Source organism: Streptomyces sp. ID05-39B, from assembly GCF_033794725.1.
GTDB lineage: Bacteria > Actinomycetota > Actinomycetes > Streptomycetales > Streptomycetaceae > Streptomyces > Streptomyces bobili.
On the sequence record NZ_JARGEF010000309.1, the window covers coordinates 1 to 8,061 of the forward strand.

9 protein-coding genes are annotated in these 8,061 nt (G+C 74.6%); 4 read left to right on the forward strand and 5 right to left on the reverse strand.

The window, feature by feature from the left end; all coding sequences use genetic code 11:
* On the forward strand, positions 1–177 hold a 177-nt coding region (locus P1P75_RS37175; protein ID WP_319263770.1), incomplete at its 5' end, for an LAETG motif-containing sortase-dependent surface protein.
* Positions 178–222: 45 nt separating this feature from the next.
* Here P1P75_RS37175 and P1P75_RS37180 read toward each other — a convergent pair.
* Both P1P75_RS37180 and thrS read right to left on the reverse strand, forming a co-directional pair.
* On the reverse strand, positions 223–1,185 hold the full coding sequence (locus tag P1P75_RS37180; protein WP_319263760.1) for a nucleoside hydrolase: 963 nt from the start codon (positions 1,183–1,185) through the stop codon (positions 223–225).
* A 72-nt stretch (positions 1,186–1,257) separates the two neighbouring features.
* Positions 1,258–2,496 carry a threonine--tRNA ligase gene (gene thrS, locus P1P75_RS37185; protein ID WP_319263762.1) on the reverse strand — a complete coding sequence of 413 codons (1,239 nt, stop codon included), beginning with the start codon at positions 2,494–2,496 and terminating at the stop codon, positions 1,258–1,260.
* Positions 2,497–3,266: 770 nt separating this feature from the next.
* Between thrS and P1P75_RS37190 the strand changes: the two genes are divergently transcribed.
* On the forward strand, positions 3,267–4,046 hold the full coding sequence (locus P1P75_RS37190; protein WP_319263764.1) for a hypothetical protein: 780 nt from the start codon (positions 3,267–3,269) through the stop codon (positions 4,044–4,046).
* A gap of 34 nt (positions 4,047–4,080) precedes the next feature.
* Here P1P75_RS37190 and P1P75_RS37195 read toward each other — a convergent pair whose 3' ends face one another.
* On the reverse strand, positions 4,081–4,809 hold the full coding sequence (locus P1P75_RS37195; RefSeq protein WP_319263765.1) for a GAF and ANTAR domain-containing protein: 729 nt from the start codon (positions 4,807–4,809) through the stop codon (positions 4,081–4,083).
* 147 nt (positions 4,810–4,956) lie between these two features.
* Positions 4,957–6,300 carry a helix-turn-helix transcriptional regulator gene (locus tag P1P75_RS37200; protein ID WP_319263771.1) on the reverse strand — a complete coding sequence of 448 codons (1,344 nt, stop codon included), beginning with the start codon at positions 6,298–6,300 and terminating at the stop codon, positions 4,957–4,959.
* 187 nt (positions 6,301–6,487) lie between these two features.
* Between P1P75_RS37200 and P1P75_RS37205 the strand changes: the two genes are divergently transcribed.
* The gene (locus tag P1P75_RS37205) at positions 6,488–6,658 is read left to right on the forward strand and encodes a hypothetical protein (RefSeq protein WP_319263767.1); all 171 of its coding nucleotides are present in this window, start codon (positions 6,488–6,490) and stop codon (positions 6,656–6,658) included.
* Between the two features lie 124 nt (positions 6,659–6,782).
* Positions 6,783–7,088, forward strand: a complete 306-nt coding sequence (locus P1P75_RS37210) for a DUF6401 family natural product biosynthesis protein (protein WP_319263768.1) — start codon at positions 6,783–6,785, stop codon at positions 7,086–7,088.
* Positions 7,089–7,120: 32 nt separating this feature from the next.
* Here P1P75_RS37210 and P1P75_RS37215 read toward each other — a convergent pair.
* Positions 7,121–8,061 (reverse strand): WD40 repeat domain-containing protein (locus tag P1P75_RS37215; RefSeq protein WP_369076354.1); only part of this gene is annotated, 941 nt, incomplete at its 5' end.

Consider the following 8,061-nt stretch of genomic DNA (forward strand, 5'->3'; position numbering starts at 1 on the left):
TTTGCTGTCGGCGCCGGTTTCGGCGAGTGCGCCCCCACCCCCAACGGCGGTGGCGGCGGCGACCTCGCCGAAACCGGCGCCGACAGCAACACCCCCGTCCTCGCGGGCGGCGCGGCGGCCCTCCTCCTGGGTGGCGCGGCGATCGTCATGGCGACCAGGCGCCGCAAGGCCCTCTGACAGCGCGGGGCCACACCCCTGCGGTCCGGAGTACACCCCTTCGGACTACGCCCCCTCCACCACCGTCAGCCACAGCTTCACGTAGCGGTCCACGTCGACGCCCAGGGCCACGTCCGCCAGGGGCTGTTCGCGGGGGCCGTGGTGGATCTCGGATTCGCCGGGGCGGGGGCGGCGGTCGACGATGGTCTGGCCCCGGGTGGCGCCCGGGGCCAGGCTCACCTCGACCGGGAGCAGCTCGGTGGTCAGACCGCCCGGGTCGACGACCGCGCAGACCGCGCCCGCGTCGCCGAGGCCGCCCGTGGGGGTGGGGTCGCCCGAGGTGGCCGGGTCGCGGTGGGCGAGGAGATCGCCCGCCAGCCGGAGGCGGGGATCCGCACTGGCGCGCAGCCGCTGGATGTCGCCGGCCGGGACCAGCACCTCCTTGAATACGTCCAGCCCGTACATCGTCATCGGCACCCCGGCCGTCAGCAGGATCGCCGCGGCCTCCGGGTCGTGCCACACGTTGAACTCGGCGACCGCCGTCGCGTTGCCGGTCGCCACCGCGCCCCCCATGAACACGATCCGCTCGATGTTGCGCACCACCTCCGGGTGCGTACGCAGCAACAGGGCGATGTTCGTCAGGGGCGCGGTGGGGATCAGGGTCACCGGCCTCGGCGAGGCGAGGATCTCGCGGCGCAGCAGCGTCACCGCGTCCACGTCGACGGGGCGGCGGGTGGGCGCGGGCAGCCCCAGGTCGCCCATCCCGTCCTGCCCGTGCACATGCCGTGCCGTGCGCACCGGCTCGATCAGCGGGCGCTCGGCACCCCGCGCGACCGGGATGTCACCGGCCCCCGCCTGCTCCAGCACGGTCAGGGTGTTGCGGACGACACCGTCCACGTCGGTGTTCCCGGCCACGCAGGTGATCGCCCGCACGTCCAGCCCGGGATGCCGTACGGCGAACAGCAGGGCCAGGGCGTCGTCGACCCCGGTGTCGCAGTCGATGATCACCGGAATGGGCTGACCGGTCACGGCGGCGCTCCTCTGCGGATGTGCGAGCTACTTCTACGTCTTAGGTCTACGTCTACGTCTACGTCTGTGACCTTACGCAGCGGGCCACAGTTCGGCTCCACGATCCGCGGCTCGGGCGGCGATCCGCTCCAGCAGCTCCGCCACGGGCACCGCCCCCGGCCGCCTCCCGTCCCGCAGCCGTACGGCCGCCAGGCCCGCGTCCGCCTCCCGGTCCCCGATCACCGCCTGGTACGGCACCAGCCGCGCCGCCCGGACACGGGCGCCGAGGGTGCCGTCGCCGGGCCCGGACACCTCGGCCCGCAGTCCCCGGGCCACCGCCCGCCGTACGACCTCGTGGGCCCGTTCCTCCTGCGCCTGCGCGATCGGCAGGACCGCCAGCTGCACGGGGGCGAGCCAGGTCGGGAAGGCACCGCCGTGCACCTCCAGGAGGTGGGCGACGGCCCGTTCCACGCTGCCGATGACGCTGCGGTGGACCATCACCGGGCGGTGTTTCGCGCCGTCGGGGCCGATGTAGTGCAGGTCGAAGCGTTCGGGCTGGTGGAAGTCGATCTGCACGGTGGACAGGGTGGCCTCGCGGCCCGCCGGGTCGGTGATCTGCACGTCGATCTTCGGGCCGTAGAAGGCGGCCTCACCCTCGGCGGCCTCGTAGTCGATGCCGGAGCCGTCGATGCCGGAGCTGTCGAGGACCTCCCGCAGCAGTGCGGTCGCCCGGTGCCACAGCCGCGGGTCGGCGACGTACTTGCCGCCCTCGCCGGGCAGCGAGAGGCGGTACCGGGAGGCGCGGATGCCGAGGTCGGCGTAGGCGCGGGCGATGAGGGCGAGGGCGGCGCGGGCCTCCTCCACGGCCTGCTCCAGGGTGCAGAAGATGTGCGCGTCGTTGAGATGGATCGCCCGCACGCGGGTCAGCCCGCCGAGCACGCCGGACAGCTCGGCGCGATACATGCCACCCAACTCTGCGATGCGGAGCGGTAGTTCGCGGTAGCTGTGGGCGCGGGAACGGTAGATCAGTGCGTGGTGGGGGCAGAGGCTGGGCCGTAGGACGACCTGTTCGGCGCCGCCCAGGTCCATGGGCGGGAACATGTCGTCGCGGTAGTGGTCCCAGTGACCCGAGATCTCGTACAGGTCGCGCTTGCCGAGGACCGGCGAGTACACGTGCCGGTAGCCGGCGGCGCGCTCGGCCTCCCGGACGTACTCCTCCAGGGTGTGGCGCACGATCGCACCGTCCGGGAGCCAGTAGGGCAGGCCCGCGCCCATCAGCGGGTCGGTGTCGAAGAGGTCCAGCTCGCGGCCGAGCTTGCGGTGATCGTGCATGGTCGTCGCTCCTGCGATGAGGAGGCGAGCACCCGCACGACGAAGCCCCGGGGCACTCGCCCCGGGGCTTCGGACATGGCGTCCAGTGGTCAGCGCGCCGGGACACTCTCCGGCGTCGTCGTGAGAGACGGGTGTACGGCGCGCTTCATACGGCGACCGTAGCAACGGGCGGAGTTGGTGGGCGAGCGAATATCCGGCCGGGCACACGACAGCACCGGGCGGACGCACCCCGGACGCACCACGGCGCAGGCCGGCCATCACCCCCGGCCGACCCCCGCACAGGACGGCCGACACGGCGGCCGACACCCCGACCGCCCCCGCACAGGCCGGCCGACCGACGAGCGAATACCGCACCCGACGCCAGGGCGACACCGGCGGACGCCGACGGGACGGTCATCACCCCGAACCACCCCGCACAGGACGGCCGACACGGCGGCCCACACCCCCGGACCACCCCGACACAGGCCGGCACGGGGAACGCCATCACCCCCGGCCGACCCCCGCACAGGACGGCACGGGGAACGGCCATCGCCGGAGCGGAACATCTGCAGGACGACCGCCGGGAACGGCCGTCACCCCGAACGAAACCCCGCACAGCACAGCCGCCGGAGCAGCCGTTAGCCCGGACGGACCGCCGCGCTGGTCGGGTGGCGGTGGCGGTGGTGCCGTGGGAGGGAGCACCGCGCGGTGCCGGGACGCGGGGCCTCGCGACCCGCCCCGCGGCACACCCGACGACCCGGTGCGCACCGGCCACTCCAGGAGGCACTCCGATGACCCGCCGTACCCTCCACGCCTCCGCCCGCGCCTCCGCCCTCGCCGTCACCGGGCTGCTCACCGTCACCTCCTGCGCCACCCTCGGTCTGGAGCACCCGCCGACCGCACGGCCCGCCGCGCCCACCGTCGAGAAGTCCTCGGCCAGGCCCACCGCGCCGGTCGCCTCCCCCGTCCTCACCGACGCGCAGGCGCACGAGGCGCTCATCACCAGCACCGACCTCGGCGAACCGTGGACGCCGAGCCGCTCCATCGCCACCTGGCGGGACGGCATGCTCAAGGCCACCACCCCGACCGCCGACTGCCAGAAGCTCCTCGACGGCCTCTACAGCGACGAACTCCTCGGTGCCCCGCCCCGCGCGGTGGTCGCCCTCGACGACACCGACGCCGGCGCCCAGCTCCGCTACCAGCTCACCGATCGCCGCCCCGCCGACGTCGACCGCACCCTCGGCTGGCTGAAGACGCTCCCCGAGAAGTGCGCCCGCTTCACCGCCAAGGCGCCGGACGGCACGGTCCTCGACGCGACCGTGGCCGAGCAGCCGCTGCCCGAGGTGGGCGACGCCCGCCAGGGCCTGCGCGTCATCCTCACCAACTGGAACACCGACGGCGACCCCGTCGCCCTCGCCCTCGACGTCGCCACCGTCCGCGCGGGCCAGGACACCTTCACCCTCACCAACGGCGGCCTCACCGACGTACCCAACGAGGCCACCCAGGCGGCGGTCCAGCTGGGCGTCCAGCGGCTGACGGAGGTACGGAAACAGGGGCGGGTGCAGGTGTAGGGGATGGCGAGCCGGTCCGGTCCGGTGCTCCCGCTCAGTCCCCCTCCTCGGTCCCGTCGAAGCGCGTCGTGCCGTGGACGATGTCCTGGGACAGGTCCAGGACCGTGCGGCCCTCCGCGAAGGCGTGGGCGCGCAGGAGGGCGATGGCCTCGTCCGAGCTCCCTCCGCGTCGGGCCATGACCATGCCGACCGCCTGGTGCACGCCGTCGTGGCCGGTGGCCAGGGGGCTCAGCCAGACGTCGTCGCCGTACCGGCCGGCCTCCTCGCCGCGGGGCAGCGCCATGAGGGCGACCGTCAGCACGTCCGCCACGATCCGCGCCGTACGGACCTCGTCGGCGGCCAGTTCGCCGGGGCGGTCCCGGTAGAGGTCCAGGGTGCCCACGCACACCGCCCGGTCGCCCAGGGGCAGCGCGTACACCGCGCCCACTCCGGCGGCGGCGGCCTGCTGGGCGAAGACCGGCCAGCGGGAAACGTCCCAACCCGCCGTGAGGTCGGACGCGAACACCGGCGCGCCCGTCTCCGCCGCACACAGGCACGGTCCGTCGCCCAGCGTGGCCTGCACCTCCATGAGATGCGCGGCCCGCTCACTGCTCGCGCTCACCGGTACGGGCATCCCCTCGCCGCGCAGCGACACGCTCGCGTCGATCACCGGCAGCAGCCGTACGGCCGCGGCGCACAGCCGTTCCGGTACGTCACCGGGTTCGGCACCGCGCATCTCCTGGGCGATCACCTCGGCGATCCGCTGCCGGTTCCGGTCGGGCACGGTGATCACCTCCGCCCGCGGGTACGGCTCCGGAGTCCTCGTCGCCCGCCGGGTACCGCCCTGACGGGCGGGGGAAACCGGCGGGAGCAGGGCTGCCTGGCCACGGGACCGCCTCGCGGCAGCCACCCGGTGACCCGGCGGGGCCCGCTACGGCGGCGGCTGGGCCGGTGCCGGGCCCAGGGTCGTCGTGCCCGGGGCCGTACGGTGCCCGAGGCCCGTGCGGTACGCGTCCAGGGCGGCCTCCACCCGGCCCGTGCGGCGCAGCAGGTCGCCGAGGAGACGGCACAGGTCGGCGAGGTCACCGGCGGCGCCCGCGCGTTCCAGCAGGCTCAGGGCGCGGACGTAGTGTTCCTCGGCGGAGTCGGTGTCGCGGGCGTCCTCGGCGATGATGCCGAGCAGCCGGTGCGCGCCCGCAGCGTGCACGGCGCCGCGCTCGGAGGAGAGGTCTCCGAGCACCTCGTGCAGCAGGGCGGCGGCCGCCTCGGACTTGCCGCGGCGGTGCAGGACGTCGGCCAGCTCGACGGCGACCTGACTGGTGTAGAGGGCGGCCCCCTGGGCCGACAGCATGGCCTGCGCCTGCTTCAGCTCGTCCTCGGCGCGCTCCAGCTGGTTGTTCTGTGCGTAGACGTAGCCGCGCATCCAGTGGCAGTTGGCCAGCTCGGTGCGCAACTGGAGCCGACGGTACAGCTCGGCGGCCTTGGCGAGGGAGGCGTCGGCCTCGGCGAGCCGGCCCTCGGCGAGGAGGGTTCGGGCCACCGAGCGGTGCATCCGGGCGACGAGCGCGGGGTCACCGGCCTGGGACGCGAGGGCGAGGGCGAACTCGGCGGCCTGGGCGGCGCGGGCCTGGGCGCCCATGTCCATGTAGGGGCCGATGACGGAGGCGTAGAGCAGCAGCAGCGCGTCGGGGTCGTGCAGGCCGCCCCGGTTCAGCTCGTCGAGGGTGGACTCCAGCAGGTAGACGGCGTACCGCAGTTCACCGGCGAGGTAGTGGGCGACGGCCCGGCCGCGCAGGGCGGGGACGCGGGCCGGGAGCGGCGCGTGCGCGAGGCATTCCTCCGCCCGCTCGAAGTGGAGCCGGGCCGTCTCCAGCTCGCCGGCCTCGATCCCGCACTCCCCGAGTCCGAGCAGGGCGGTGGCCCGCTCCGTCACGAGGCCGTGCTCCTCGGCCTCCGCGAGCAGTTCCGCGTACTGCCGTGCCGCCTGCTCGGCCTCCCCGGTGGCCAGGGCCCGCTGGGCCTCGGTGAGGCGCAGCCGCAGATCGGTGACGAGCCGGGCGGAGCGGCCGGTGGCCAGCTCCTCGAAGTCCACGCCGAGGCGCTCGGCGATGTACCTGAGCGCCTCGTCGGAAGGCCGCACCCGGCCGGCCTCCAGGGTCGAGACGTAGGCGGGGGTGTACGTCGGCTCGGCCAACTGCCGCTGCGTCAGCCCCTGTCCGACCCGGAGCCGCTGCACGCGGCGCCCGATGACCTCCGGTTCGTCCCGCTCACCCACGGCCCGAATCACCCCAACTCACCCTGACCCTCTTGCCGTCCGGCGCGCGCAGCCCCTAGGTTAAACGGCGTGTTAAGCATGCTTAATACACGGCTGACGTAGCAGCCGCCGTCGTTGTCGCTTTTTGTCCGCGGTCTTTCGCCAGCCGCCGTTTGCCCACTGTCGCCGCCGACGTTGCGAGGTTGCCGTGCCAGGACGCACATCCGCACCCTACGGGCGCCCCTCCTGGAGGCACGCCAGAGCCGTCGCGGCGGCCGTCATAGCGGCGGCGGCCCTGATCGCCGCCGCCAACGCGGTCCCGGCCCGCGCCACGGACACCCCCCAGCTGTCGACCGGCGTGGAGCGCGTCGGGAAGTGACGGCCGGGGACGCCGGCCGGGGACGAGCGCGCCCTGAGTGACGGCTGCGCGACCCGCGCATGTGATGGAAACCATGACAAACAGCCGTCCCTGTTTCCACCCCGCCCGCCTTACGGTGGAACGCATGTCCCCCCTGGCCGGCATCAGCAGCGCCTACGCGCCCCGCTTCGCGGAGTTCGCCTTCGAGCCTGCCTTCACGGCCGCCGTGGACCAGCACGTCGCCGAGATACGGGAGCGCCTCGCCGCCACCACGCCGGGCCTGATCCCCCGGCCGCCGCACCGCGAGGACCTCGCCGACTATGCCATCGGCTTCCTCGACGCCCTCACCGAGATCGACTGGCGCGAGCCCGTCGGCCACGACTACGCGGTGTGCCGCCTCACCGCCATCACCTGGCTGGTCCGACACCACGACCTCCTCCAGGGCGGCTAGCCGACCGGTCGGGACGTGCGGCGGGGGACCACCTAGCCGCACGTCGTGCGGTACGGCGTCTCCGGGGCGTAGGTGCGCCACTGGTCGCGGGTGAGGCCGCCGTCGGCTCGCGCGCACACCTTGTCCACCGCACGGGCCGGGTCGACCGCGTACCGCTGGAGCGGGACGTGCGGGGCGGCCACGTACAGGGTGGTGCTGTCGGCGCTGAAGGACACGGACTCGATGCCCTCGCCCGCCGTCGGCACCGGTCCGCCCAGCGGCTGCTGGGTCGCCACGTCCCACAGCTGGAGGGTGCCCGCGTCGCCGCCCACCGCGAGGGTGCGGCCGTCGGGGCTCACCGCCAGCGCGCCCACCGCCTCCGGGGTGTCGCCGACCGGTGACGGAAACACGTTGCGCAGCACACCCGAGCGGCGGCGCAGCTCCCCGTCCCACAGCGCGACACGGCCCGAGACGTCCCCGGCCGCCAGCAGCGCCCCGGACCGGTCGAAGGCGAGGGCGCCGACCGCGTCGCCCCGGACCAGGGCGCGCCGTAGCGGACGGCCCAGGGGGCGGGTCACCATGCCGTCGTCCGCGAGCAGCAGGCTGCCGTCCGGGTGGACCGCCAGGTGGACGCCGGCCAGGCCGTGCAGGACGGTGGTGCGACGGCCGGCAAGGACGTTCCACTCCTCGTCGACGGTCTCGCCGGAGGCGTCCGTGCGGGCGGTGTAGAGGGTGCGGGCGTCGGGGGAGAGCGCCAGCGAGACCACCGCGCCGGCCTCCTCGGGAGTCGTCGCGTCCAGCGCCGCCGTCCGGCGGGCCGCCCGCACGTCCCACACCGTGATCCGCTGCGGCGCCGCCTGCCGGCCCGGCGCCGAGACGCCGTAGGCGAACGTCGAGCCGTCCGGGCCGAACGCCATCAGCGCGACGGTCTCGGCCGCGACGACCGGCAGGGCGCTGTCACGGGAGACGGGCGGCGGCGGGACGGGGAGGGCAC

What these genes read in the sequence shown, in the direction of transcription:
- thrS (WP_319263762.1), bottom strand. Translation starts at nt 2,496, where the DNA reads ATGCACGATCACCGCAAGCTCGGCCGCGAGCTGGACCTCTTCGACACC.
- P1P75_RS37190 (WP_319263764.1), top strand. Translation starts at nt 3,267, where the DNA reads ATGACCCGCCGTACCCTCCACGCCTCCGCCCGCGCCTCCGCCCTCGCC.
- P1P75_RS37210 (WP_319263768.1), top strand. Translation starts at nt 6,783, where the DNA reads ATGTCCCCCCTGGCCGGCATCAGCAGCGCCTACGCGCCCCGCTTCGCG.